General features: G+C 61.0%; 25 protein-coding genes. 11 read left to right on the top strand and 14 right to left on the bottom strand.

From position 1 onward, the window contains the following. Nucleotides 1–2 precede the first annotated feature (2 nt). Nucleotides 3–275 (bottom strand): YheV family putative zinc ribbon protein, encoded by a 273-nt coding sequence (locus FIV35_RS20015; RefSeq protein ID WP_034101676.1) that lies wholly within the window; start codon nt 273–275, stop codon nt 3–5. After that, complete coding sequence (gene prlC / locus FIV35_RS20010; RefSeq protein ID WP_173668944.1) at nt 272–2,371, bottom strand: oligopeptidase A; 2,100 nt, start codon at nt 2,369–2,371, stop codon at nt 272–274. Before prlC ends, FIV35_RS20015 begins: the two co-directional genes overlap by 4 nt. Before the next feature lie 54 nt (nt 2,372–2,425). On the opposite strand from prlC, the gene FIV35_RS20005 reads away from it, so the two are divergent. Beyond that, on the top strand, nt 2,426–2,968 hold the full coding sequence (locus tag FIV35_RS20005) for a gamma carbonic anhydrase family protein (protein WP_034136337.1): 543 nt from the start codon (nt 2,426–2,428) through the stop codon (nt 2,966–2,968). Next, nucleotides 2,965–3,624, top strand: a complete 660-nt coding sequence (locus FIV35_RS20000; RefSeq protein WP_034136336.1) for an HAD family hydrolase — start codon at nt 2,965–2,967, stop codon at nt 3,622–3,624. The genes FIV35_RS20005 and FIV35_RS20000 overlap by 4 nt, the downstream gene beginning before the upstream one ends. 66 nt (nt 3,625–3,690) lie before the next feature. On the opposite strand, the gene FIV35_RS19995 is transcribed toward FIV35_RS20000, so the two are convergent. Further along, nucleotides 3,691–4,734, bottom strand: coding sequence for an aminopeptidase (locus FIV35_RS19995; RefSeq protein WP_034136335.1), 1,044 nt, complete (start codon nt 4,732–4,734; stop codon nt 3,691–3,693). Nucleotides 4,735–4,844: 110 nt separating this feature from the next. On the opposite strand from FIV35_RS19995, the gene FIV35_RS19990 reads away from it, so the two are divergent. After that, a complete protein-coding gene (locus tag FIV35_RS19990; protein ID WP_034136334.1) occupies nt 4,845–5,267 on the top strand; it encodes a PA0061/PA0062 family lipoprotein in 423 nt (140 codons plus the stop codon). Here the strand turns inward: FIV35_RS19990 and FIV35_RS19985 are convergent, their stop codons facing one another. After that, nucleotides 5,268–5,507, bottom strand: a complete 240-nt coding sequence (locus tag FIV35_RS19985; protein ID WP_016969660.1) for a DUF1161 domain-containing protein — start codon at nt 5,505–5,507, stop codon at nt 5,268–5,270. A gap of 141 nt (nt 5,508–5,648) precedes the next feature. After that, nucleotides 5,649–6,080, bottom strand: a complete 432-nt coding sequence (locus tag FIV35_RS19980) for an OsmC family protein (protein ID WP_034136333.1) — start codon at nt 6,078–6,080, stop codon at nt 5,649–5,651. Between the two features lie 216 nt (nt 6,081–6,296). Between FIV35_RS19980 and FIV35_RS19975 the strand changes: the two genes are divergently transcribed. Further along, nucleotides 6,297–7,298, top strand: a complete 1,002-nt coding sequence (locus FIV35_RS19975) for an LLM class flavin-dependent oxidoreductase (RefSeq protein WP_034111111.1) — start codon at nt 6,297–6,299, stop codon at nt 7,296–7,298. A gap of 63 nt (nt 7,299–7,361) precedes the next feature. Here FIV35_RS19975 and FIV35_RS19970 read toward each other — a convergent pair whose 3' ends face one another. Together FIV35_RS19970 and FIV35_RS19965 are read right to left on the bottom strand one after the other, a co-directional pair. Then, a complete protein-coding gene (locus FIV35_RS19970) occupies nt 7,362–7,586 on the bottom strand; it encodes a DUF1161 domain-containing protein (RefSeq protein WP_034136332.1) in 225 nt (74 codons plus the stop codon). A 113-nt stretch (nt 7,587–7,699) separates the two neighbouring features. After that, a complete protein-coding gene (locus FIV35_RS19965; protein WP_003170747.1) occupies nt 7,700–7,915 on the bottom strand; it encodes a dodecin in 216 nt (71 codons plus the stop codon). Between the two features lie 156 nt (nt 7,916–8,071). Here FIV35_RS19965 and FIV35_RS19960 point away from each other — a divergent pair, with 156 nt between their 5' ends. After that, on the top strand, nt 8,072–8,398 hold the full coding sequence (locus FIV35_RS19960; RefSeq protein ID WP_034101663.1) for an ElaB/YgaM/YqjD family protein: 327 nt from the start codon (nt 8,072–8,074) through the stop codon (nt 8,396–8,398). On the opposite strand, the gene FIV35_RS19955 is transcribed toward FIV35_RS19960, so the two are convergent. Then, nucleotides 8,395–9,291 (bottom strand): LysR family transcriptional regulator, encoded by an 897-nt coding sequence (locus FIV35_RS19955; RefSeq protein ID WP_034136378.1) that lies wholly within the window; start codon nt 9,289–9,291, stop codon nt 8,395–8,397. The two genes, FIV35_RS19960 and FIV35_RS19955, sit on opposite strands and share 4 nt — an antisense overlap. Before the next feature lie 110 nt (nt 9,292–9,401). Between FIV35_RS19955 and trpB the strand changes: the two genes are divergently transcribed. From trpB to FIV35_RS19940, 3 genes are all read left to right on the top strand, one after another. After that, on the top strand, nt 9,402–10,628 hold the full coding sequence (gene trpB / locus FIV35_RS19950) for a tryptophan synthase subunit beta (protein ID WP_034136331.1): 1,227 nt from the start codon (nt 9,402–9,404) through the stop codon (nt 10,626–10,628). Beyond that, entirely contained in the window at nt 10,629–11,438 is an 810-nt protein-coding gene (trpA, locus tag FIV35_RS19945; RefSeq protein WP_034136330.1) for a tryptophan synthase subunit alpha, read from the top strand. A 174-nt stretch (nt 11,439–11,612) separates the two neighbouring features. Beyond that, the gene (locus FIV35_RS19940; protein ID WP_034136329.1) at nt 11,613–13,271 is read left to right on the top strand and encodes an FAD-binding oxidoreductase; all 1,659 of its coding nucleotides are present in this window, start codon (nt 11,613–11,615) and stop codon (nt 13,269–13,271) included. A gap of 68 nt (nt 13,272–13,339) precedes the next feature. Here the strand turns inward: FIV35_RS19940 and FIV35_RS19935 are convergent, their stop codons facing one another. The 6 genes from FIV35_RS19935 to FIV35_RS19910 all read right to left on the bottom strand — a co-directional run bounded on the left by FIV35_RS19935 (nt 13,340) and on the right by FIV35_RS19910 (nt 19,087). Beyond that, the gene (locus tag FIV35_RS19935) at nt 13,340–14,650 is read right to left on the bottom strand and encodes an MFS transporter (RefSeq protein ID WP_034136328.1); all 1,311 of its coding nucleotides are present in this window, start codon (nt 14,648–14,650) and stop codon (nt 13,340–13,342) included. Between the two features lie 178 nt (nt 14,651–14,828). Then, a complete protein-coding gene (gene dgoD, locus FIV35_RS19930; RefSeq protein WP_034111103.1) occupies nt 14,829–15,977 on the bottom strand; it encodes a galactonate dehydratase in 1,149 nt (382 codons plus the stop codon). A gap of 47 nt (nt 15,978–16,024) precedes the next feature. Next, nucleotides 16,025–16,645 carry a 2-dehydro-3-deoxy-6-phosphogalactonate aldolase gene (locus FIV35_RS19925; RefSeq protein WP_034136327.1) on the bottom strand — a complete coding sequence of 207 codons (621 nt, stop codon included), beginning with the start codon at nt 16,643–16,645 and terminating at the stop codon, nt 16,025–16,027. 1 nt (nt 16,646) lies between these two features. After that, nucleotides 16,647–17,612, bottom strand: coding sequence for a 2-dehydro-3-deoxygalactonokinase (locus FIV35_RS19920; RefSeq protein WP_034136326.1), 966 nt, complete (start codon nt 17,610–17,612; stop codon nt 16,647–16,649). Between the two features lie 166 nt (nt 17,613–17,778). Further along, entirely contained in the window at nt 17,779–18,105 is a 327-nt protein-coding gene (locus FIV35_RS19915) for a DOPA 4,5-dioxygenase family protein (protein ID WP_034111099.1), read from the bottom strand. 31 nt (nt 18,106–18,136) lie between these two features. After that, on the bottom strand, nt 18,137–19,087 hold the full coding sequence (locus tag FIV35_RS19910) for a choline sulfate utilization transcriptional regulator (RefSeq protein WP_034136325.1): 951 nt from the start codon (nt 19,085–19,087) through the stop codon (nt 18,137–18,139). 103 nt (nt 19,088–19,190) lie between these two features. Between FIV35_RS19910 and betC the strand changes: the two genes are divergently transcribed. From betC to FIV35_RS19895, 3 genes are all read left to right on the top strand, one after another. Beyond that, nucleotides 19,191–20,702 carry a choline-sulfatase gene (gene betC, locus FIV35_RS19905; protein WP_034136324.1) on the top strand — a complete coding sequence of 504 codons (1,512 nt, stop codon included), beginning with the start codon at nt 19,191–19,193 and terminating at the stop codon, nt 20,700–20,702. Between the two features lie 18 nt (nt 20,703–20,720). Then, entirely contained in the window at nt 20,721–21,635 is a 915-nt protein-coding gene (gene choX, locus FIV35_RS19900) for a choline ABC transporter substrate-binding protein (protein ID WP_034136323.1), read from the top strand. Nucleotides 21,636–21,719: 84 nt separating this feature from the next. Beyond that, nucleotides 21,720–23,288: a SulP family inorganic anion transporter gene (locus tag FIV35_RS19895; RefSeq protein ID WP_034101650.1), complete on the top strand. Its 1,569-nt coding sequence runs from the start codon at nt 21,720–21,722 to the stop codon at nt 23,286–23,288. Nucleotides 23,289–23,297: the final 9 nt, after the last annotated feature.

The following is a 23,297-nucleotide window of genomic DNA, read 5'->3' as shown; positions in this document are numbered from 1 at the left end:
CTTCAGTCTTTTTTCAGCTTTGGGTTCGGAAAGAACTGCACCGCCTGCACCTTCGGATCCGGCACTTTCAGCGCCGAGGTATTGACCCGCGTACCCAGTTCCTTGGGCACCGACAAGCCTTGGTCATTGAGCGTGTCGGTATAGCCGCAGGCCACGCATTCGCGATGGGGCACGTTGTCCTCCGTCCACATTTTCAGCTTGTCCGGCTCGCTGCACGCCGGGCACACAGCCCCGGCGATAAATTGCTTTTTGGTGATTACAGGTCCTTGGCTCATGCTGCTGCGTCCTCGCTCAAGCCGCTGTGACGCAAGAGAGCGTCAATGGAAGGCTCGCGGCCGCGGAAATCGACGAACAGCACCATCGGTGCCTGGGAACCGCCACGCGCCAGGATCGCATCACGGAACGCACGGCCGGTTTCAGCATTGAGCACGCCCTCTTCTTCGAACTTTGAGAAGGCATCCGCCGACAGCACTTCGGCCCATTTGTAGCTGTAGTACCCTGCCGCGTAACCACCGGCGAAGATGTGCGCAAAGCTGTTGGGGAACCGGTTGTAGGCCGGCGGACGCATGACCGAAACCTCGTCGCGTACGCCTTCAAGCACCTGCGCCACGCTACGACCATCGCCATGAGTAGCATGCAGTTCGAAGTCGAACAGCGAGAACTCCAGCTGGCGCACCATCATCAGGCCGGATTGGAAGTTCTTCGCCGCGAGCATTTTTTCCAGCAGGTCCTGGGGCAGCGGCTCGCCGGTTTCATAGTGGCCGGAGATCAGCGCCAGACCTTCCGGCTCCCAGCACCAGTTCTCCATGAACTGGCTCGGCAACTCCACCGCATCCCATGCCACACCGTTGATCCCGGAGACACCAGCGTGGTCGACACGGGTCAGCAGGTGGTGCAGGCCGTGACCGAATTCGTGGAACAACGTGGTGACTTCATCGTGGGTCAGCAGAGCAGGCTTGCCGCTGTCGGCCGGGGTGAAGTTGCACACCAGGTTGGCCACCGGGCTTTGCAGCACGCCATCGATGGTGCGACGACGGTCGCGCGCGCCGTCCATCCAGGCACCGCCGCGCTTATTGGCGCGGGCGTACAGGTCGAAAAAGAAGCGTCCGACGTGCTGGCCGTTTTCCTTGATTTCGAACAGGCGAACGTCCGGGTGCCAGGTGTCGAAACCCTTTTGCTCGGCGATCTCAATGCCATACAGGCGCTGCACGATGGCGAACAGGCCGCTCAGCACTTTGTCGATCGGGAAGTAGGCGCGCAGGGCTTCCTGGGACACGCTGTAGCGCTGCTCGCGCAGTTTTTCGCCGTAGTAACCGCTGTCCCAGCTTTGCAAATCGGCACAGCCCTGTTCGGCGGCGTAGGCCCTGAGCTGCTCCAGGTCCTGAGCGGCAAACGGCTTACTGCGCTTGGCCAGGTCACGTAGGAAGCTCAGCACTTGGTCGCTGGACTCGGCCATTTTGGTGGCCAGGCTCAGTTCGGAGAACGAGGCGTAGCCCAGCAGGCTGGCCAGTTCCTGACGCAGGTCGAGAATCTGTTCCATCACCGGGCCGTTATCGTTCTGACCGGCATTCGGGCCTTGGTCCGACGCACGGGTGCAGTAGGCTGCGTAGATTTCCTCACGCAGGGCGCGGTCCTGGGCGTAGGTCATCACCGCGTAGTAGCTAGGGAACTCCAGGGTGATCAGCCAACCTTCGAGGCCCTTGGCCTGGGCGGCGGCGGCCATCTGCGCCTTGGCCGAGTCAGTCAGGCCGGCGAGGGTGGCTTCATCGGTGACGTGCTTGGTCCAAGCCTGCGTGGCGTCGAGCAGTTGGTTGGAAAACTTGCTGCCCAGCTCGGAGAGTTTGCTTTGCACTTCGGCATAACGTTTTTGCTGCTCGGGCGGCAAATCGATACCCGACAGGCGGAAGTCGCGCAGGGAGTGTTCCAGGATAGTTTTTTGCGCCACGTCGAAGCCAGCGGCTTCCGGGCTATTGGCCAAGGCTTCGAAGGCCTGGAACAACTCGCGGTTCTGGCCCATTTCGGTGGAATAAGCACTCAGTGCCGGCAGGCACGCCTCGTAGGCTTCACGCAATTCGGCGCTGTTACACACGGCGTTGAGGTGGCTCACCGGGCTCCAGGCCGCGCCCAGGCGATCATTGAGTTCATCCATGGCCAGGACCAGGCCGGTCCATGTCGGATTTTTCCCCTGGCTTTGCAGGATGCCTTCGATGGCAACGCGGTTGTCGGCGAGGATCTGTTCAATGGCCGGCTGAACGTGCTCGGCACGGATCGCCGAGAACGGCGGCAGGTCGTAGGGCTGCAAAAGAGGGTTGTTCGCGCTCACGGTGGGTACCTTGGCTGGAGAAACATGTAAGAACAAAGATGGGGCCATCTTAATTACAATCAATGCCCACCGCAGCTATCAGCAAAAGAGAGAGAGGCTATCGTGACCCTTCGCACCTATCAGAACCACACGCCAACCCTGGGCACCGGGGCGTTTGTCGATATTTCGGCGGTGGTGATCGGCGATGTCGAAATCGGCCCCGACAGCTCCGTATGGCCGCTGACCGTGATTCGCGGCGACATGCATCGCATCCGGATCGGCGCGCGCACCAGCATCCAAGATGGCTGCGTGCTGCACATCACCCACGCCGGGCCCTTCAACCCCGACGGTTTCCCGCTGCTGATCGGCGACGATGTGACCATCGCCCACAAGGTCATGCTGCACGGTTGTACGGTGGGCAGCCGTATCCTGATCGGCATGGGCAGCATCGTGATGGACGGCGCAGTGGTGGAAGATGACGTGATCATCGGCGCCGGCAGCCTGGTGCCGCCGGGCAAGACGCTGGAAAGCGGTTTTTTGTATGTGGGCAGCCCGGTGAAACAAATCCGTGCGCTGACTGACAAGGAACGCGCCTTTTTCACCTACAGCGCGGCGAACTACGTGAAGCTTAAAGACCTGCACCTGGCGGAAGGATTCGACCGATGACCCTGCATTACTCCACCGTGCTGTTCGACCTGGACGGCACCCTCACCGACCCGCGCGAAGGCATCACCCGCTCGATCCAGTACGCCCTCGCCAAGTTGGGCATCGATGAACCGGACCTGACCCGCCTGGAACACTTCATTGGCCCGCCGTTGCTACAAGCCTTTATGCAGTTCTATGACTTCGATGAAGCCAAGGCCTGGGACGCGGTGAATTTCTATCGCGAGCGCTTCAAGGTCACCGGGCTGTACGAAAACCGCGTGTTCGACGGGGTGATGCCGTTGCTGGAGGCACTCAACAGCCAAGGCCGCCAGCTGTACATCGCCACCTCCAAGCCGTGGGAATTTGCCCGGGAGATTGCGCGGCATTTCGACTTTGCCAAGCACTTCAAGGTGATTTACGGCAGCGAGCTCGACGGTACCCGCACAAATAAGGTCGAGCTGATTGCCCACCTGATCAAAGAAGAGGGCCTGGACCCGGCCAACACCCTGATGATTGGCGATCGCAAGCACGACCTGATCGGCGCCCGTAGCAATGGGCTGGATTCGGCGGCGGTGGGGTATGGATTTGGCAGCTTTGAAGAATTGAATGCCGAAGCGCCGACCTGGCATTTCGAGACATTGGCCGCGATGCACGGGGCGTTTTTGCAGCGGCCTTAAAAATCGTCATCGGGGGCAAGCTGTGCAGCGTAAAAAGGTGGGAGGGGGCTTGCCCCCGATGAGGCTCTACAGGCCCACACCCTCCAACTGCCTTAACGCAGCCTTGCGCTGCATCGGCGGCATCTCGCCCATCTTTTCCACTGCGGCGTAGAATTTCAGCCAATCCCCACCTTGCTGGGCAAACAACGCCGCAAATGCCGGCACCCATTGGTCATACAGCCCAAACGGCAGCAGCCGGGCGTTATTCATCGGCTGATTGATCCAGGCGTCATAGCGTTTGTCGCCCGCCCACTGGGTGTCGCGCAGTTGTCGATAGTCGTGGCGCAGTTGTTCGAACTGCGCCGCCTTGGCCTGGCGCATCACCTCCGGGGCCAAGGGTTGTGCGTAAAGTTTTTCCAGGCGTTGGCGGGTGTCGAGGATCAAGCGGATAAATTGCTCGCGCTGCCGCGCCTGGGTATCGCTGATCGGCCCCAGCCCCCTCGCTGCACGCCATTGGCGCGTGCCTTCTTGCTCGACGAAACTGGCAAACGACTCGTTGAACTCCGTGTCGTCTTTTACATAGAAACGCTGGTGAGCCAACTCATGGAAGATCAACGTGGCCAGCCGCTCATCGCCCCAGTTCATCATCGAGTTCATGATCGGGTCGTCGAACCACCCCAGGGTGGAATAAGCCTCCACGCCGCCGATCGCCACATCCATGCCTTGCAGTTTCAACACTGCCGCCTCGCCGCGTGCGGCGCCCTGGTTGTAATAACCGCGATAGGCCACGCAGCCGGCAATGGGAAAGCAATGGGTCTGAGGCGTCAGAGAAAACTCCTGCGTGGCAAAGACATTCCAGACCACATAGGGACGACCGATGTCCGCGTACAGCCTGTAACTCAGGTTGTCGGGCAAGTGCAGATGGTCGCTGGCGAAGGTGCGTGCCTTCTGCGCTTGTGCCAGGTGTTCGCGCAGCACTTGCGGGCGCGTCGGGTCGGCAATGACTTGGGCCACGGGCTCGCGGGCTCGCAATAACTGCCATTGACCGCTCGCCAATTGGCTGTAGTAAGTGACACTGGAACAACCGCTCAGCAGCACAGTCAACGCCGCAACAACAAAACGCCTGACCATATTCCGACTGCTCCTGGGTAATGTGCGCGCCAGACTAGCGTGCCTGCCGGGAATTTTTCCACGGCCTGAGGTGTTTATACTCAAACCTCATCCTGCATAGAGACTGTGCCATGCGCCCATTGCTGTTTGCCGCCGCTGCCTTACTTCTGAGTGCCTGCACCACAACGCCGGTGCCGTCGGCCGATCCAAAACAGGCATGGGTCGATTTCATCACGCCCACTCCGGGGGCGAAGCTGGTGATGGCACAGCGTCTGGACGGCAAGAATCTCGACGACGGGCGCTACTTCCAAATGCCGCCCGGCGCCCATGAGCTGATGGTGCGTTTTGATTTTGAGGTGCCGGCGGGTGGCGGCCTGGGTGGCCTCAGCCAGATGATGTACCGAACCTGCTTTATGACGTTGCAGTACGACCACTTCCAGGCCGGCCAGCGCTACCTGCTCGAAGGTCGCTCGCTGGCCTTCACGCCCAACATCCGGCTCTACGACTCGGCCCGTCAGTTGCTGGCAGAGGAGCGCAGTGTGAACTGCCTCTAATCAGTCGTTGTTTTTCTGGTAGATGATGCGTTTGGTGCCGTTTTCGCAGCTACCGACGATCATGGCGCTGTCGTGGTTCTTGGCTTCTTCGGCGGTGATGATCTCCAAGGTGTAGGACGGAATCGCCTTGGCCTGGATCTTCACTTCGATCTCTTTCCTGAGTTCTTCACAATCTTTTGGAGCGGCCACGGCCGATGTGGCCAACACACCGCAGATGATCGCCAAGGCAAAACGTTTCATGTTGAAGCTCCCTGAATGCATTGCGCACGAGTGTGCGACTAGGCTGCATAGGGTATAGGACCACAGGTGTGAAACGGGAGTTCTGATTTAACGCAGAACAGCGTGGGAGGCAGCTTACGCCCTCCCACGATGGACCTTGTGTCAGTTTACGAGCGTGCCATCCAGGGTGATGGTTGCATTCAACACCTTGGATACCGGGCAACCTTCCTTGGCCTTTTTGCTCAGTTCATCGAACTGGGCCTGGCTGGCGCCTGGGATCTTGGCCTTGAGCGTCAGGTGCACGGCGGTGATCGCAAAGCCACCGTCGACCTGGTCCAAGGTCACGTTTGCCTGGGTGTCGATACTGTCAGCCTTGAGGCCGGCATCGCCCAGAATCATGGAAAACGCCATGGAGAAACAGCCGGCGTGGGCCGCGCCGATCAGTTCTTCCGGGTTGGTGCCTTTGCCGCCTTCAAAACGGGCCTTGAAGCCGTAAGGCGCGTCACGCAGTACGCCGGTTTCGGTGGAAATGGAGCCCACACCTGTCTTCAGATCACCTTCCCAATGCGCGGATGCCTTTTTAACGATACTCATAGCTTTCTCCTCGAACGGTGGTTTTGCTTCAGTAAGGTTCTGAGGATAGAAGCTCTGGCAAAGTTCAGTCATAGGAAAAACCCAGCAATTACGTAGGATTTTTTACGCGCGCTATTGAATCTCGGGTATATGCCCTCATTGCATAGAACATGCACATGAAGCGGCAGGTTTTGGTTCGTCTTAAGAAGCCTGCGCCCCTACTGGAGAAGCAGGCTTATGAAATCGCTGTCCGACATTAAGTTTTCCGCCCTCGACCTGGTGCCCGTGCGGGCCAATGGCAGCCCGGCGCAGTCCTTGCGCAATTCCCTGGACCTGGCTCAGCACCTGGAAAAATTCGGCTACAACCGCTTCTGGGTGGCTGAACATCACAACATGGACGGCATCGCCAGCTCGGCCACTTCAGTATTGCTCGGCTATCTGGCCGGCGGTACCTCGACGATTCGCGTCGGCTCCGGCGGTGTGATGCTGCCCAACCACGCGCCGCTGGTGATCGCGGAGCAGTTTGGCACCCTCGAAAGCCTGTATCCCGGGCGCATTGACCTGGGCCTGGGCCGTGCACCTGGCTCCGACCAGATGACCGCCCGCGCCCTGCGCCGTGAGCGCTCGGGCAGCGCCGATGACTTCCCCGAAGACGTGGCCGAACTGATGGCTTACCTGGGCCCGCGCACGCCAGATCAAAGGGTCATCGCCGTACCCGGCACCGGCACCAACGTACCGGTGTGGCTGCTGGGTTCGAGCCTGTTCAGTGCGCAACTGGCCGGCGAGCGCGGTTTGCCTTACGCCTTCGCCTCCCATTTCGCACCGCGCCTTATGCACGAAGCGATTCGCGTGTACCGCAACCACTTCAAGCCTTCAGCCGTGTTGGACAAACCCTACGTAATGTTGGGCATTCCGCTGGTGGCGGCCGATACCGACGAGCAGGCCGATTACCTGGCGACGTCTGTCTACCAGCGCATCCTCGCCTTGATGCGCGGCCAGAGCCTGGTGCAGCGCCCACCAGTGAAAACCATGGACGGCCTGTGGTTGCCCCATGAAAAGGACGCAGTCGGCAGTTTCCTCGGCCTGGCCATGGTGGGCAGCCCGGCGAAGATCCGCGCCAAACTTGAGGTGCTGATCGAACAGACCGGCGCGGACGAGTTGATCTTCACCTGCGACCTGTACGAACACGCCGACCGGATTCATTCCTACGAGTTGCTGGCGCAGCTGATGAAGGGCTGACCCAACCTCAGGCGAAAAAAAACCGACGCACCCGCGTCGGTTTTTTATGTCTGCAACACGGGGTTAGCCGCGTTTGTAGACGATTTCCTTGGTACCGCCTTCGCAACTACCGACCACTTGGGCGTCGGTCGAAGCGCCTTTGTCGACGATCTCCAGCGAATAGCCCGAAGCACCTTTGGCGTCGATTTTCGCGGCAATTTCGCTTTTGAGCTCTTCACACGGCTTACCCGCGGCCAGTGCGGAGCCTGCAATGCTCAACAAACCTACTGCTAACAGGAGCTTCTTCATCCGTTACTTCCTTGCGCTGATCGAAATGGACGTGCCGATGCAATGGCATCGGCACCCGAACGGTGTAGCGCAGGTTATGGCAATCGGCCAGTCAGCAAGTTCAACTCACGGGATCAACTGCTGGCAATTCGGAATCCCACTTTCAACGTCACCTGGTAATGGGCCACCTTGCCGTTTTCGATATGGCCACGGGTTTCGGTGACTTCGAACCACTCCAGATGCTTGAGGCTCTTGTTCGCTTCGGCGATGGCATTGTTGATTGCGTCTTCAATGCTCGTGGTGGACGAACCCACCAATTCGACTTTCTTGTACGTGTGATGATCGCTCATGGTGTTTCTCCTAAGGGTGGTTTATGCAGCCTAGCAGTCAATCTTCGTACTGCTTCTGGCGGCCGTTCCCACCCGAAAGTTCAGATTTACTGCACTTTCTGCAAACCCCGCAGTCGGTATCTACACACGCCCCTCAATCACTTCAGGAGAGTCCACATGGCCAACACTTCTTTACGCAAAGCGTCGCTGGAAAGCATGGAAGCCGAGATTTCGAGCCTGCTCAAGTCCCTTGAAAGTCTCAAGGACGATGCGTCCGATGAGTCGCGCAAAACCTTGAAGGCCCTGAAAAGCAACGCCGAGAACGCGCTCAAGCATTCCCGTCATCTGATCACCGACGCCTACGAAGAAAGCAAAGTCAAACTGCGCGAAACCGGCGTAGCGACTCGCGATTACGCACAAGAGCACCCATGGACCACCGCCGGCGTCGCCGTTGGCGCCCTGGGCCTGCTGGCGGCTTACCTGCTGTGCAAGCGCGGTGACTAAACCGGTTGGCGCGACAGCTCAGCCTTGAGCCATTGCGCCAATTGCCGAGCGCGCCCATCCGCGGCGCGCTTGGGTAGCCACAACGCCAGGTGCGCCGGGGTTTCGCTAAAACCCCACGGCGCCACCAGGCGACCGGCCCGCAGATCCTCTGCCACTAACGGCTCCGGCGCGATCGCCACGCCCAAGCCGGCCACTGCCGCCTCCAGCAAATAATACAAGTGCTCAAAGCCTTGCCCGTGCTTTAACGCCGCCGATGCGATGCCGTATTGCTGCGCCCAGCTGGGCCAAGCCTGGGGTCGTGAAGTGGTGTGCAACAGCGCCTCGCCACACAACGCCGAGGCGGGCGCCTGGCGCAAACGCTCGTAGCCGCTGAAGCGCGGGCTCATTACCGGCCCGATACGTTCACTGGCCAACTCGTACACTTGCATATCCGCCGGCCATGGGGGTTCGGCGAACACCAGCAACGCATCCAGCCCAGGCCGACGCGGGTCCAGATCGCCATCGCCCGCCGAAAGATGCAGACGCAGGTCCGGCAGATCGGCATTCAGCCGGCCCAGCCGCGGGATCAACCAGCGCGCGAGCAAGCTGCCTGAGCAACCGAGCACAAACGGGGCATCCACGCTGCTCTGAGTAAGTTCGGCACACACATCCCTCAAGCGCTCGAACGCCTCGCCGCTGGCGTCCCGCAGCCTTACCCCGGCATCTGTGAGTTTAAGGCCACGACCTTCTTTGACGAACAGGCTGACGCCCAGGTGTTCTTCGAGCACCTTCAACTGGCGGCTCACTGCGCCGTGGGTCACATGCAGTTGCTCAGCGGCCTGGCTGACGCTGTTAAGGCGCGCGGTAGCTTCAAATGCGCGCAAGGCATTGAGGGGCGGGAGGTCTCGGCTCATCTGTGAGTTTTCCTGACAGGTTGCGGCGATCTTATCGGTTTTCAGCATCGAATGTGAGGGGTAGAGTGGCCCTCATTGCTTCCCACACGAATTCTTTCCTGGAGCGTCCCATGACTCAGTCCCAGACCGATCTACGCAACGGCCCAGACGCCAGCGGCCTGTTTGGCGCGTTCGGCGGCCGCTACGTCGCTGAAACCCTGATGCCGTTGATCCTCGACCTGGCCCGCGAATACGAAGCGGCCAAGATCGATCCGGCATTCAACGAGGAATTGGCTTACTTCCAGCGCGACTACGTCGGTCGCCCAAGCCCGCTGTATTTCGCCGAACGCCTGACCGAATACTGCGGCGGCGCCAAGATCTACCTCAAGCGCGAAGAGCTGAACCACACCGGCGCGCATAAGATCAACAACTGCATCGGCCAGATCCTGCTGGCGCGACGCATGGGCAAAAAACGCATCATCGCCGAGACCGGCGCTGGCATGCACGGCGTGGCCACTGCCACCGTGGCTGCGCGTTTCGGCCTGCAATGCGTGATCTACATGGGCACCACCGACATCGAGCGCCAGCAGGCCAACGTGTTCCGCATGAAGCTGCTGGGCGCTGAAGTGATCCCAGTGGTCGCCGGCACCGGCACCCTGAAAGATGCGATGAACGAAGCCCTGCGCGACTGGGTCACCAACGTCGACAGCACCTTCTACCTGATCGGCACCGTGGCCGGCCCGCATCCGTACCCGGCGATGGTGCGCGACTTCCAGGCCGTGATCGGCAAGGAAACCCGCACCCAGTTGCAAGCCCAGGAAGGCCGCCTGCCGGACAGCCTGGTGGCGTGCATCGGCGGTGGTTCCAACGCCATGGGCCTGTTCCACCCATTCCTGGACGACAAGAGCGTGGAAATCATTGGCGTCGAAGCGGCCGGCCACGGCATTGAGACCGGCAAGCACGCCGCCAGCCTCAACGGCGGCGTACCGGGCGTATTGCACGGCAACCGCACCTTCCTGTTGCAGGACGACGATGGTCAGATCATCGACGCCCATTCGATTTCCGCTGGCCTGGACTACCCCGGCATCGGCCCGGAACACGCGTGGTTGCATGATATCGGCCGCGTTCAGTACACCTCGGTGACCGACCACGACGCCCTCGATGCTTTCCACAAATGCTGCCGGCTGGAAGGGATTATTCCTGCACTTGAGAGCGCCCATGCCCTGGCCGAAGTCTTCAAGCGCGCACCGACGCTGCCAAAGGATCACCTGATGGTGGTCAACCTGTCCGGCCGTGGCGACAAAGACATGCAGACCGTGATGCACCACATGGAACAGTCTCAGCAGGAGAAACACTAAATGAGCCGCCTGCAAACCCGCTTTGCGCAACTCAAGGAACAAAATCGTGCCGCCCTGGTGACCTTCGTCACCGCCGGCGACCCCGGCTATTACGCCTCCCTGGCGATCCTCAAGGGCTTGCCGGCTGCCGGTGCCGACGTGATCGAGCTGGGCATGCCCTTCACCGACCCAATGGCCGACGGCCCGGCCATTCAACTGGCCAACATCCGCGCGCTGGCCGCCAAGCAGAACCTGGCGAAAACCCTGCAGATGGTTCGCGAGTTCCGCAAGGACAACAACGAAACACCGCTGGTGTTGATGGGCTACTTCAACCCGATCCACAAATACGGCGTGCCCGCCTTTATCGACGATGCCAAAGCCGCCGGTGTGGACGGTTTGATCGTGGTCGACATGCCACCCGAGCACAACGGCGAGCTGTGCGACCCGGCCCAGGCCGCAGGCATGGATTTTATCCGCCTGACCACGCCGACCACTGATGACGCGCGCCTGCCGACCGTACTCAACGGCAGTTCCGGGTTTGTGTATTACGTGTCGGTGGCCGGTGTGACTGGCGCCGGCGCCGCCACCTTGGAACACGTCGAAGAAGCCGTCACGCGTCTGCGCCGCCACACCGATCTGCCGATCAGCATCGGTTTCGGTATTCGTACGCCGGAACAGGCCGCCGCAATTGCACGGCTGGCGGACGGTGTGGTGGTGGGCTCGGCGTTGATCGATCACATCGCCAATGCCAGCAGCGACCAACAGGCTATCGACGGCGTGCTCAGCCACTGCGCAGCATTGTCGGAAGGTGTACGCAACGCTCGTAAGTAAAGGCCTCAGGCTCCCGACTGATCTAGGCTAGGCTGAAGGTGGGCATTGCGCCCCACCTTCAACGCACTTCTTGCCTATTGCTGTCTAACCACCTCTGCAAGCCCCACCGTTCTTGCTCCGTCGGTCGTTAAGTTAGTTGCATCAGAAGTCATCATTGTCTCCTTGGAGTACATCATGGCATTTGATCTCGTCCCACCTTCAGACTCGCGTCACTCCACCTTGCAAAAAGGCTTCAACCTGCGCTGGCCAAAAGGCAACGTTCAGGGCGAGTCGTCGCCCGACGGCGCCAACCTGATATACCTGTGTCACACCCCCCAGGACATCATCGACGCCGCCGCCCAGGCATTGGCGATGCCCATGGGCCGCATCACCGTGCGCAGCGGCGGCCACTGTTACGAGGGCTTCGTCTCCAACGTGATGCCCAATGCGCCTGGCGAGGCATTATCGATTTTGGATGTAGGCCAGATGAACCAAGTGGCCTACGACCCCAGCGGGCAGATTGGCTCAGTGCTGGTGCCCGACTCGACCTACCGCTACAGCGTGCGCCTGGAACCCGGTTGCCAGAATTGGGACACCAGCGTCGCGCTGTACAAGCTGGCGGGCAAAGCCTTGCCGAGCGGTTCCTGTTATTCGGTGGGGCTCGGCGGGCATATCTGCGGCGGCGGTTACGGGTTGCTATCGCGCAAATACGGGCTGGTCTGCGACTGGCTGGACGGTGTGGATATCCTGGTGGCCGATGTCACCGGCACAGGCCTTGAACCGGTGCATGTGTCCCGCGACAGCACCGATAGCGACGAGCTGGATTTGTTCGCGGCCTGCTGCGGTGCCGGTGGCGGCCAGTTCGGCATCATCACCAGTTACTACTTCAAGGCGCTGCCGCCGGCACCGAAGGAAGTGCTTTGGCTGCCGTTGGAATGGGATTTGAACGAACTGGACCGCACCAAGCTCGGCGGACTGCTGGACGCTTATCAGCTCTGGTTTGCAAGCCATCAGGCGGACCCCAGCACCTGGGGCCTGGCCACCAAGCTGGAGATGCGTCACACCAATACCGGCAATGTCACTCTAGGCATTCATTACGTCGACAAGGATGGCCAACTCGATGACCTCGCGCCCTTTGACGACTTTGTCAGCAGCATGCTCGCTGCGGTCGGCGGGAGTGCACGGGAATCATTGTTGCCGTTTCATGTGGTGCACCAGCCCAGCGGCATGAATAAGGGTCGCCACATCACCTCCCTGCGCACCGCCCATGACGCCGCCAGGCGCCTGGACTGGCTGTACGCCACGCAATCGCTCAACGGGTCCGGCGACAATCAGCGCGGTCGCTATAAATCGGCGTATCAGAAAGGCGCGTTCACGCTACAGGTCAAGGACGCGATCTGGAACACTTTGAAATGGCCCGACCCAGCGCAATACCTGACCCAGAGCCTGATCCAGATCCAATCGTTTGGCGGGCGCATCAACGAAATGGAGGCTCCGATCCTGGCGCAGACCTCCGCCGCCCAGCGTTCCTCGTACCTCAAATGGCAACCGCAGTGCTATTGGCATTCGGCGGACGATGCAGTGGACCAGGCCCATGCCAACTGGATTCGCGGACTTTTTAAAGCGGCGTTCAGCACCGGCGTGCCGGACGATGCGCAATTCGAGGGCTGCTACATCAACTACCCGGACTTGGATATGACCTACATTGGCGGCGACCCGGCCAATGCCAAGAACCCGTCGTGGTATGGAATTTTCTTCCCCAACCCCCTCATCGAGAGCCGTCTGCGCAGAACCAAGCAACGCTGGGACCCATTGAATGTGTTCCGCAACGAAATGTCGGTGCCACTTCAGTAACGACCGGCGCCTCTGAGGCTACAACCCCGCTGGCGAGGGCATTGCGCCCTCGCCAGCGGGTGGCTGGTTTACAGCTCGATGCGCTCGACCTTGCCTACCAGCAGCACGTAGGACAACGCCCCCAGCAACGCCAGCAGTGCGATGTAGGTGATCGCCGGCGCAAACGAATCGCCGCTGGCCAGGAAACCGATGACGATTGGCGTGGTAATCGCCGCCAGGTTGCCGATGAAGTTGAACACCCCGCCGGTCAGGCCCAACAAGCGCGCCGGGGCGAGGGTCGAGACCAGCGACCAGGTGATCGAAGCCAGCCCGTTGCCGAAGAACGCCACGGCTAGGAAGGCGATGACCAACGGGGTCGATTCGACGAAGTTGGCGCCGATGATCGCCGTGGAGATCAGCAGGCCGCTGATGATCGGCAACTTGCGCGCAAACCCCACGCTCGCGCCGCGACGGATCAGCCAGTCGGAAAACAGCCCGGAACACAGCACCCCAACGAATGCCGCGAGAAACGGCAGCGACGCGAGCATGCCGGACTTAATGAAGTCCATGCCGCGGTACTTCACCAGATACGTCGGGAACCATGTCAGGAAGAACCACAGCGTGGAGTTCAGGCAGAACTGCCCGAGGTAGATCCCCCACAGTTTGCGTTTGCTCAACACAATACCCAGGTCGACCCAGCTGAACGGCGTCTTGGTCTTGGCCGCTTGGGTGCTGAGGTCCACCAGCCCACCACCGTCGCGGATCAGGTCGATTTCGGCCTGGTTGATACCTTTGAAGTCACGCGGCTCGCGGTACACCGCGTACCAGATCGCCGCCCACAGAATGCCGACGCCACCCGTCACCACAAACACCATGTGCCAGCCATAGTGATGCTGCAGCCAGGCCAGGACCGGCGTCAGGAATGCCAGCCCGACGAATTGCCCGGAGGTGTAAAAGCCAATGGCGGTGGCGCGTTCTCGCTCGGGAAACCAACTGGTGACCACGCGGCTGTTGATCGGATAGGCCGGCGCTTCCAACGCACCGACCGCCATGCGCAGCACAAACAGCGCGATAAAGCTGGCGGCAAACCCGAGCATCACCGTGGCGATGGACCACAGCAGCAGGGCAGCAGTGTAGAGAATGCGCGGCGGCACCCGGTCCACCAGCCAGCCGCCGGGGATTTGCATGGCCGCGTAGGTCCAGCCGAAGGCCGAGAAAATCAGGCCGACGTGCACCGGGTCGATACCCAGGTCACTGGTCAGGGCCGGCGCTGCAATCGACAGATTGCTGCGGTCCAGGTAGTTGATCACCACGGTGATAAACAGCAGCACCATGATGAAGAAACGCTTTCGGCTAGGCGTGACTAAAGGAGCCTGCCCGGTCAAGGATTCAGGTTGCATGGGGGGAGTCTCTTCTTATGTTTATTGAGGACAAGTCTTACTGAAGAAACCGGATTGAATGTGGGAGGGGAGGTTGCCGCCGATAGCTGAGTGTCAGTCGACATCGTCAGTGGCAGGGCCATCGCAATCGGGGGCAAGCCCCCTCCCACATTTTTTACCGGGTCTCTTCAGGTGAGCATCACCACTCGGCGAAGCTGCCGTCGGCGTGGCGCCAGATCGGGTTGCGCCAGCGGTGGCCGATGGCCGCGCGCTCGATCACGTATTCCTCGTTGATCTCGATGCCCAGGCCCGGGCCGTTAGGGATCTTGACGAAGCCCTGCTCATAGTCGAACACGCCGGGGTCACGCACGTAGTCGAGCAAGTCGTTGCTCTCGTTGTAGTGGATCCCCAGGCTTTGCTCCTGGATAAACGCGTTGTAGCAGGCCGCATCCAGTTGCAGGCACGCCGCCAGCGCAATCGGGCCCAGCGGGCAGTGCAGGGCCAGCGCTACGTCGTAGGCTTCGGCCATGTTGGCGATCTTGCGGGTTTCGGTGATGCCGCCGGCGTGGGAGGCGTCCGGCTGGATGATGTCGACATAACCTTCGCTGAGCACGCGCTTGAAATCCCAACGCGAGAACAGGCGCTCGCCCAGGGCGATCGGGGTGCTGGTCAACGGCGCCAGTTCCTTGAGCGCTTCGTAGTTTTCGCTGAGTACGGGCTCTTCGATAAACATCAGCTTGTACGGGTCCAGCTCTTTCATCAGCACTTTGGCCATCGGCTTGTGCACGCGGCCGTGGAAGTCGACGCCGATGCCGACGTTGGGGCCGACCGCATCACGCACGGCGGCGACGTTGGCCAGGGCCAGGTCGACTTTTTCGAAGCTGTCGAGGAATTGCAGCTCTTCGGTGCCGTTCATTTTCACCGCAGTGAAACCACGCGCCACGGCGTCTTTAGCCGCGCGGGCAGTATCAGCGGGGCGGTCGCCGCCGATCCATGAATACACGCGGATTTTGTCGCGCACCTGGCCGCCCAGCAGATCGCTGACGGAAACGCCGAGGGCCTTGCCCTTGATGTCCCATAGCGCCTGGTCGATACCGGCGAGGGCGCTCATGTGCACCGCGCCGCCACGGTAGAAACCGCCGCGGTAGAGCACGGTCCAGATGTCTTCGATGTTGCGTGGGTCTTTACCGATCAGGTAGTCGGACAGTTCTTCAACGGCAGCAGCCACGGTGTGGGCGCGGCCTTCGACCACAGGCTCACCCCAGCCGGTCACGCCCTGGTCGGTTTCGACCTTCAGGAAGCACCAGCGCGGCGGGACGATAAAGGTCGTCAGTTTGGTGATTTTCATCTGTTATCTCTCTTGTAGATGCAGCGCCAGGGGCGCGGAACTTGAATTCAGCTCAGGGCTTTCCAGGCGGCGACATAAGCCTGGGCGCGGCTCGCTACCTGATCCACTGTCATACCCGGTTTGAACAACCCGGAACCCAGCCCGAACCCCTTGGCGCCGGCGTCGGTAAACACCTGCATGTTGTCCGGGGTAATGCCGCCCACCGGCAGCAACAACGTGCCCGCCGGCAATACCGCCAACCACGCCTTGATCACCGCCGGGCCCATTTGCTCGGCCGGGAACAGCTTCAATACGTCGGCGCCTTCGGCCAGTGCGGCAAAGGCCTCGGTGGGCGTGGCCACACCCGGCGACAGGTACAGGCCCGCCGCTTTGGCAGCGCGCAACACCTTGGCGTCACTGTGGGGCATGACGATCACTTGGCCACCGGCGGCTTTCACCTGCTCGACCTGCTCGGGCGTCAACACCGTGCCGGCACCGATCAGGCAATCGGCTGGCAAGCTGTCACGCAGGATGCGGATGCTGGTGTAAGGGTCCGGTGAATTAAGGGGTACTTCGATCACGCGAAAGCCGGCCTTGTACAGCACCTGGCCGACCGCCTGGGCTTCCTCCGGGCGCAGGCCACGCAGGATGGCGATCAAACCGTTTTGTGCGAGTGCTTGCTTGAGCATGTCAGGCCTCCGTTGCAGGTTGGGTGAGCCCGGCCGCCAGCGCCAATTGCCACAGGCCGCGCTCGGTGGCTTCTTCGGCCAGGCTGACATGGGCAAAGCCGCAGAGGGCGAGGGCGCGTTGGTAGCGCGCGCATAAAGGGCCGGCGCCGACCAGGATGATCGGGGTGTGCCGAGCGCGCTCAGGCAGACCGGCCAGCTCATGACCGATCATCAGACCGGACAGGTAGTCCGCTTGCTGGTCGGGCGCGAGTTCGGCGGTCAGGCCCAGGGTGCGGGCGCTGAACAGCGTCGACAGCACACCGCGCTGGCCATCCTGAGAGCGCGCCACTTGCACGCCGCGATCAAAGGCTTCGGCCTGGAAATGCTCGCAAGGCTGTTGCGTACGCCCCAGGATGCTGTGCTTGCTGAGGATCGCGAACACTTCACCGGTCATAAAGGTGTCGAAATGGGTGATGCAGCCACCGACCACCTCGACCCACTTGGAGTGGCTGCCCGGCAGGCCGATCAAGACTTCACCGCCGGCAGGCCGGTTGTGCAGCACGCCGAGCACCTGGGTTTCTTCGCCGCGCATTACGTTGGGCAAGCGGCCTTGCTCGATCACGCCGGGCACGATATGTACCGCCACGCCACGCAGGCTGCGTACGGTGTGCAAGGCTTTGCCGAGACTGACGACGTCCACCGGCGTATTGCGGTATGCCGCTTCGCTCCAGCCCTGAGCGCTGCCCACCATGCCGCAGGCGATCACCGGCAGGTGTGGCTCGGCGTCGAGCCAATCTCCACACGCCGCGTCGAACGCCAACTCAAAACCATCACTGCAGCGCACGCCGGCAATGTCGCGGGGTTCACTGGGCAGATGCATGATGCCCGACGCCAGCGAGCGTTGTTCCAGCACCACGCCTGCGGGGCCGAGTTTGTAAGCACGAAGGGAGCTGGTCCCCCAGTCGAGCGCGATCAATTGCGCCTGCATCGCTTCACCTGAAATATGTGGGTGCTGAAATAAGCAGATGGGCGACTATAAACCTATGCCGTGAAATATCTCAATATATAAATGGCTATCCCACATAGTGGGAGATAGACAAGCAAAGTCCTACGTGTCATCGGGAATGTGGGGACTTGCGTCTTGCAAGAAGAGGTTAAAAAACCGACAGATCCAGCTCGCGCATCGCACCCATCCAGATCGCGTAGTCGGTGTGGTCCTTCAACTCATCGCCGGTATCGGGGTGCAGGAACACCACCAGTCCGTTTCGATGCAGCGCCAGCCACGGCAGCATTACGCCGATGTACTCAGCGTCGAAGGCCAGTTGGCAGCTCCAGTCCGGGTGCGGGCCTACGGGGCGCTCATGCACACGGCCCATGCGTATCGGGAACAGCTTGGCCGCGTCCTCGCACAAGGCGCGCGCTTGTTCGAGCGTGCTGGCATCAAAGTAGATATGAGCGTGATAACCCTTGATACGGTGCATGACCGGCTCCGATGGGGATGTGCGCCAGATGCTAGACCGCAATCGAGGGCAGGGCCAGTCCGGTCAGCGATTGCGCGCTGCTGGCTTGTTCGGCCACCAGCCAATCGACGAAGCGCTCCACCAGTTGCCCACGCCGTTTGCGCTGCGGTTGCACCACGTAATAGCCGAAACGGGAGATCACCGTGTCGCTGAACGGACGGCACAGCCAGTTCTGTTCCAGCAGGTTATCCACCAGATGACGCCAGCCAATGGCCACGCCTTGGCCGGCAATCGCCGCCTGGATCAGCAAGGTGTAATTGTCGAAGCGTAATTGGCCGGGGGGCGGTGCGGCATTGAGGCCTAGCTCGCGGAACACGCCGCTCCAATCGAACCACTGGCTGTTGTTTTCCTGGCGCAGGTGCAGCAGGGGGCAGTCGGGCAAGTCCTGCACGGCCAAGGGTTTGTCTTGGCCCTTGAGCCACTGCGGGCTGCACACGGGGAAAACCTCCTCGTTGAACAACCACAGACTGTCGCCCTGCTTGAACCGGCCATCGCCGAACAACACCGCCACGTCGATATCGCTGCGCAAGGTGGCGTGGTTGCGTTCGCTGGTCACCAGGCTTACATCCACCTGCGGGTTGGCCTGGTGGAATCGATGCAAGCGCGGCATCAGCCAGTAAGCGGCGAAAGCAAAGTCGGTGGCCACTTGCAGCACTTCGTGCTGGCTGTGCTGGGTGATCGTACTCAGGCCTTGGTTGATGGCCTGCAGGCCGCCTTGGACGTGTTCGAACAGCAGCGCGCCAGCGTCGGTCAGTTCAATGCCACGGTAGATGCGGTCGAACAGGCGAATCGCCAATTGTTCTTCCAGGCGCTTGATCTGCTGGCTGATGGCCGGCTGGGTGGTGCCCAGCTCCATGGCGGCGGCGGTAAAACTACGGTGGCGCGCGGCGGCTTCAAATGCGCGCAGCAGGTCCAGTGACAGATCTCCCAGGGCTTCATACATAAGCTGTGCTTATCCTAGACATTGCTTTTCATGGGCTTTACCCCATTTTTCATGGGCTGCATGCTCATTGGCATAAACACCGCCTATGGAATGCCGATAACCCATGAAGCGCAAGAACATTCTTTTCATCATGGCCGATCAAATGGCCGCGCCGCTGCTGCCGTTCTACGGTGCCTCGCCGATCAAGTTGCCCAACCTCAGCCGTCTCGCCGCCCAGGGTGTGGTGTTCGACGCTGCTTATTGCAACAGCCCGCTGTGTGCGCCCTCGCGCTTCACCTTGGTCAGCGGCCAGTTGCCGAGCAAGATCGGCGCCTACGACAACGCAGCGGATTTCCCCGCCGATGTACCGACCTATGCCCATTACCTACGCCGCCTCGGCTACCGCACTGCGCTGTCGGGCAAGATGCACTTCTGCGGCCCCGACCAATTGCACGGCTACGAAGAACGCCTGACCAGCGACATCTACCCCGCCGACTATGGCTGGGCGGTGAACTGGGACGAGCCGGACGTGCGCCCCAGCTGGTATCACAACATGTCCTCGGTGCTGCAAGCCGGCCCGTGCGTGCGTACCAACCAGCTGGATTTTGACGAAGAAGTGGTGTTCAAGGCCCAGCAATACCTGTTCGACCATATCCGCGAAGACGGCGACCAACCGTTCTGCCTTACCGTGTCGATGACCCATCCCCACGACCCGTACACCATTCCCAAGCCGTTCTGGGATTTGTACGACGATAGCGATATCCCCTTGCCCGCCACACCGGTCCAAGGCGACCTCGATCCGCATTCCCAACGCTTGCTCAAGGTCTATGACCTGTGGGGCAAGCCGCTGCCTGTGGATAAGATCCGCGACGCTCGCCGCGCCTACTTCGGTGCGTGCAGTTACATCGACAGCAATGTCGGCAAACTTCTGCAAACCCTGGAAGACACCGGTCTGGCCGACGACACCCTGATCGTGTTCTCCGGCGACCACGGCGACATGCTCGGCGAGCGCGGCCTCTGGTACAAAATGCACTGGTTTGAAATGGCCGCCCGCGTGCCGCTGCTGGTATACGCGCCGGGGCAATTCGCGGCGGGCCGGGTGAGCGCTGCGGTGTCCACCGCCGACCTGCTGCCGACCCTGGTGGAACTGGCCGGTGGCGAACTGGACCCACGCCTGCCGCTGGACGGCCGCTCGCTGGTTCCGCATCTGCAAGGGCAGGGCGGCCATGACGAGGTATTCGGCGAGTACATGGCCGAAGGCACCATCAGCCCACTGATGATGATTCGCCGGGGCGCCTATAAATTCATCTACAGCGAGGACGACCCTTGCCTGCTGTTCGATGTACACAACGACCCGCACGAGCGGGAAGACCTCAGCCAGTCACCGGAACACCGGCCACTGTTCGAGGCGTTTTTGCAGGAAGCGCGGGCTAAATGGGACATCCCGGCGATCCACCAGCAGGTGCTCGCCAGCCAACGCCGTCGTCGCCTGGTGTTCGAGGCGCTGACCCACGGCAAGCTGAAGAGCTGGGATCACCAGCCACTGGTCGACGCCAGTCAGCAGTACATGCGCAACCATATCGACCTCGACGACCTGGAGCGTAAGGCACGTTATCCACAACCCTGCCAACACTAATAAAACTGAGGGAAGGCCATGCAAAAGTTAACGGTAATACTGAGCATCCTGGCGCTGACCAGCGCCAACGTGTACGCAGACACCAGTTGCGAGACGGTGAAGATGGCCGACCCAGGCTGGAGCGACATCGCCGCGACCAATGCCATCACCGGTTTTCTGCTGACGGGCATGGGCTACAAACCCAAGGTCGATACCCTGGCCGTGCCGATCACATTCGGCGGGCTCAAGGACGGCCAAGTGGATGTGTTTATGGGCAACTGGATGCCGGCACAACAAGGCTTCTACGACAAATTCGTGGCCAATGGCGACGTGGTGCAACTGGCGAAAAATCTCGACGGCACCGAGTTCACGCTCGCCGTGCCGGACTACGTATGGGATGCCGGCGTGCATAGCTTTGCTGACCTGAACAAATTTGCCGACAAGTTCGACAAGAAGATCTACGGCATCGGCTCCGGCGCGCCGGCCAATATCTCGCTGCAAGAGATCATCAAGAAGAATGACTTCGACCTGGGCCAGTGGAAGCTGATCGAATCCAGCGAACAGGCGATGTTGGCCGAAGTGTCGCGAGCGGTGAAAAAACAGCGTTTCGTCACCTTCCTGGGCTGGACCCCGCACCCAATGAACGTGCAACTGAAAATGCACTACCTCAAGGGCGGCGAGAAGTACTTCGGTGACACCGGCAGCGTCTACACCCTGACACGCAAAGGTTATGCACAGGCCTGCCCGAACGTAGGAAAACTGCTGACCAACTTGAGTTTTACCCAAGAGATGGAGAACAGCATTATGGCCGAGGTCGCCAACAACAAAGTCAGCAATGCCGACGCGGCGAAGGCGTGGATCAAGGCGAACCCAGCGGTACTGGACAAGTGGCTCGACGGCGTAAAAACCCTGGATGGTCAGGAGGCATTGCCGGCGGTAAAAGCCAAACTCTAAAGGCTGACATTGTGGGAGGGCCCCCTCCCACAAACTTCGGTGTGTACTGATACCCTGATTCAAACCTTTTCAACCGAGTTATAAATGCCCCGGCTCAACCGCCACACTCTCTTGCCTTTCCTCAGTTGGCTGCCGCGCCAGACCCGCGCCAGCGTGGGCCGCGATGCAATAGTCGGCCTCAGCGGCGCGGTGTTGGCGTTGCCGCAGTCGATTGCCTACGCGCTGATCGCCGGCCTCCCACCGGAATACGGGCTGTACGCCGCGATCATCCCGGTGCTGATCGCTTGCCTATGGGGTTCGTCGTGGCACTTGATCTGCGGCCCGACCGCCGCGATTTCCATCGTGCTCTACGCCAGTGTCAGCCCTCTGGCCGTGCCCGGATCGCAGGACTACATCACCTTGATCCTGTTGCTCACCTGTATAGCCGGCGTTTTCCAGTGGTTGCTGGGCATGCTGCGCTTCGGCGCGCTGGTCAATTTCGTCTCCCATTCGGTGGTGCTGGGGTTCACCCTGGGCGCCGCGGTGGTGATCGCGCTGGGGCAACTGCCCAATCTGCTGGGGCTGGATTTGCCCAGCCAGGCCACGGCGATCAACAGCCTGCTGGCGCTGATTGAGCACCGCGGCGAATGGGACCACGCCTCGCTCGCCCTGGGCCTCGGCACATTGCTGGCAGGGGCGCTGCTCAAATACTGGAAACCGCGCTGGCCGACGCTGTTGATAGCCCTGGCCCTCAGTAGCCTGGTGGCCTGGCTGTGGCCGGCCATGTTCGGGCAGGTGGCGCGGGTCAGTTCATTCGTGGGCAAATTGCCGCCGTTCAGCCCGTTGCCGATGGACCTGGACACGATTCTGCGCCTGCTCCCCAGCGCCGTGGCCGTGGGCATGCTGGGGCTGGTGACCAGCCTGTCGATTGCGCGCTCGCTGTCGGCCCGCTCGCAACAGCTGCTCGATGCGAATCAGGAAATTCGCGCGCAGGGACTCTCCAACATCATCGGCGGATTTTTCTCCGGATACCTGTCAGCCGGGTCCTTTACCCGTTCCGGGCTCAGTTATGAAGCCGGCGCCTGCTCACCGCTGGCTGGGGTGTTTTCCGCGTTATGGGTGGCACTGTTCGCGCTGTTTGGCGCGGCATTGATCTCACAAATCCCGATCCCGAGCATGGCCGCCAGCATCCTCCTGATCAGTTGGGGCCTGGTGGATCATCGCGGTATTCGCGCATTGTTCCGGGTCAGCCGCGCCGAATTTGCGGTGATGGGCCTGACCTGCGTGGCCACTTTGCTGCTGGAGCTGCAAACGGCGATTTATGCCGGCGTGCTGGCCTCGTTGTTTTTCTACCTCAAGCGCACCTCGCAGCCCCGCGTCCACCATTGGCGCGACGGTGACGAGGATGTGCTGCGCGTCGGCGGCTCGATCTTTTTCGGCGCCAGCCACTACCTGCAAGCGCGCTTGCAACGCTTACAGGGCGAACGCGTGGTCATCGAGGCGCAGCAGATCAACTTTATCGACTATTCCGGGGTGGAGATGCTGCACCAGGAAGCGCGGCGTTTACGCAGGTTGGGGCGCAGCCTGACGTTGCGTCGGGCCAGGCCGCAGGTGGTCGAGGAACTGAAGAAGCTGGAAGGGGCCGACCACTGCCCCATCCATTTCGAAGACTGACCAGAGAGG

Origin of the sequence: Pseudomonas rhodesiae (genome assembly GCF_007858255.1) — a bacterium.
Lineage (GTDB): Bacteria > Pseudomonadota > Gammaproteobacteria > Pseudomonadales > Pseudomonadaceae > Aquipseudomonas > Aquipseudomonas rhodesiae.
Note: the sequence above shows the minus strand (reverse complement) of the source record. Positions and strands in the feature narration are given on the sequence as shown.

Coding starts and splice junctions, on each gene's coding strand:
- dgoD (WP_034111103.1), bottom strand. CDS start 15,977: ATGAAAATCACCAAACTGACGACCTTTATCGTCCCGCCGCGCTGGTGC.
- FIV35_RS19920 (WP_034136326.1), bottom strand. CDS start 17,612: ATGCAGGCGCAATTGATCGCGCTCGACTGGGGGACCAGCTCCCTTCGT.
- FIV35_RS19910 (WP_034136325.1), bottom strand. CDS start 19,087: ATGTATGAAGCCCTGGGAGATCTGTCACTGGACCTGCTGCGCGCATTT.
- FIV35_RS19960 (WP_034101663.1), top strand. CDS start 8,072: ATGGCCAACACTTCTTTACGCAAAGCGTCGCTGGAAAGCATGGAAGCC.
- FIV35_RS19995 (WP_034136335.1), bottom strand. CDS start 4,734: ATGGTCAGGCGTTTTGTTGTTGCGGCGTTGACTGTGCTGCTGAGCGGT.
- FIV35_RS19895 (WP_034101650.1), top strand. CDS start 21,720: ATGCCCCGGCTCAACCGCCACACTCTCTTGCCTTTCCTCAGTTGGCTG.
- prlC (WP_173668944.1), bottom strand. CDS start 2,371: ATGGCCCCATCTTTGTTCTTACATGTTTCTCCAGCCAAGGTACCCACC.
- FIV35_RS19980 (WP_034136333.1), bottom strand. CDS start 6,080: ATGAGTATCGTTAAAAAGGCATCCGCGCATTGGGAAGGTGATCTGAAG.
- FIV35_RS19915 (WP_034111099.1), bottom strand. CDS start 18,105: ATGCACCGTATCAAGGGTTATCACGCTCATATCTACTTTGATGCCAGC.
- FIV35_RS19985 (WP_016969660.1), bottom strand. CDS start 5,507: ATGAAACGTTTTGCCTTGGCGATCATCTGCGGTGTGTTGGCCACATCG.
- FIV35_RS19935 (WP_034136328.1), bottom strand. CDS start 14,650: ATGCAACCTGAATCCTTGACCGGGCAGGCTCCTTTAGTCACGCCTAGC.
- FIV35_RS19955 (WP_034136378.1), bottom strand. CDS start 9,291: ATGAGCCGAGACCTCCCGCCCCTCAATGCCTTGCGCGCATTTGAAGCT.
- FIV35_RS19940 (WP_034136329.1), top strand. CDS start 11,613: ATGGCATTTGATCTCGTCCCACCTTCAGACTCGCGTCACTCCACCTTG.
- FIV35_RS19965 (WP_003170747.1), bottom strand. CDS start 7,915: ATGAGCGATCATCACACGTACAAGAAAGTCGAATTGGTGGGTTCGTCC.
- FIV35_RS19970 (WP_034136332.1), bottom strand. CDS start 7,586: ATGAAGAAGCTCCTGTTAGCAGTAGGTTTGTTGAGCATTGCAGGCTCC.
- betC (WP_034136324.1), top strand. CDS start 19,191: ATGAAGCGCAAGAACATTCTTTTCATCATGGCCGATCAAATGGCCGCG.
- trpB (WP_034136331.1), top strand. CDS start 9,402: ATGACTCAGTCCCAGACCGATCTACGCAACGGCCCAGACGCCAGCGGC.
- FIV35_RS19990 (WP_034136334.1), top strand. CDS start 4,845: ATGCGCCCATTGCTGTTTGCCGCCGCTGCCTTACTTCTGAGTGCCTGC.
- choX (WP_034136323.1), top strand. CDS start 20,721: ATGCAAAAGTTAACGGTAATACTGAGCATCCTGGCGCTGACCAGCGCC.
- FIV35_RS20015 (WP_034101676.1), bottom strand. CDS start 275: ATGAGCCAAGGACCTGTAATCACCAAAAAGCAATTTATCGCCGGGGCT.
- FIV35_RS20000 (WP_034136336.1), top strand. CDS start 2,965: ATGACCCTGCATTACTCCACCGTGCTGTTCGACCTGGACGGCACCCTC.
- FIV35_RS19975 (WP_034111111.1), top strand. CDS start 6,297: ATGAAATCGCTGTCCGACATTAAGTTTTCCGCCCTCGACCTGGTGCCC.
- FIV35_RS19925 (WP_034136327.1), bottom strand. CDS start 16,645: ATGCTCAAGCAAGCACTCGCACAAAACGGTTTGATCGCCATCCTGCGT.
- trpA (WP_034136330.1), top strand. CDS start 10,629: ATGAGCCGCCTGCAAACCCGCTTTGCGCAACTCAAGGAACAAAATCGT.